Source organism: Devosia psychrophila (genome assembly GCF_000971275.1).
Classification (GTDB): Bacteria; Pseudomonadota; Alphaproteobacteria; order Rhizobiales; family Devosiaceae; genus Devosia; species Devosia psychrophila.
The window spans coordinates 1-613 of the sequence record NZ_LAPV01000053.1 but is presented as its reverse complement, the minus strand read 5'-3'; the positions used below and the strand labels follow the sequence as shown (position 1 = coordinate 613).

The window sequence follows — 613 nt, the reverse complement described above, 5'->3', positions numbered from 1 at the left end:
TCATAATACCAACCCATCACGACTTCGGTTGGGCAGCGGAGGATGTCCGCCAGCGTCACCGTGGACCAATATAGCGTCATGAGGCTCTGCCTGAGCTGTGCAGCGTCCATTATCTGGCCTGTAATTCAATGGGGCAGGGGGGTCATAGCCCGGCTGCCTCGTGAGATTGACCCTAAACCGGTCGCGGCGACGTTGATAGCGCCGGGTCATTTCCGCGGACACGTGCCCGAGTTGCTTTTGCACATAGCGTTCGTCTACCTCCGCCGAGGAAGCAAGGCCGAATTGTAGTCAATGCCCGGCGAACCTCCCTCTATTCGAAGTCGCCCTACAGACCAGCAGCTGCCGTGCGCACCGATATGCGACTCGAACCAGCAAAAGCTTGAGGAGTGTCTCAATCACGGGTGATCCTTCACCCGAGAACTGCATTGAAATGTCTTCTGGGATGCCATATATTCCGGACATTGGATGTGACGGTTTAGGCAATGAGTGACATCATGGCATTGATAGCGAAGATGGAACATGCGCGAACCCCGCTAGTTCTAGCCTATATGGATCCGGCGGGCCAGCTTGCGGCTGAACGGGTTGCCGACGGTTTTGGGATGTCTAAGTCCCA

Annotated in this window: 1 pseudogene; it reads right to left on the bottom strand. The window is 56.0% G+C overall.

What is annotated here, in order from left to right:
• Positions 1-147 precede the first annotated feature (147 nt).
• Positions 148-288 (bottom strand): annotated as a pseudogene (locus WH91_RS25250) (integrase); the annotation flags it as partial.
• Positions 289-613: the final 325 nt, after the last annotated feature.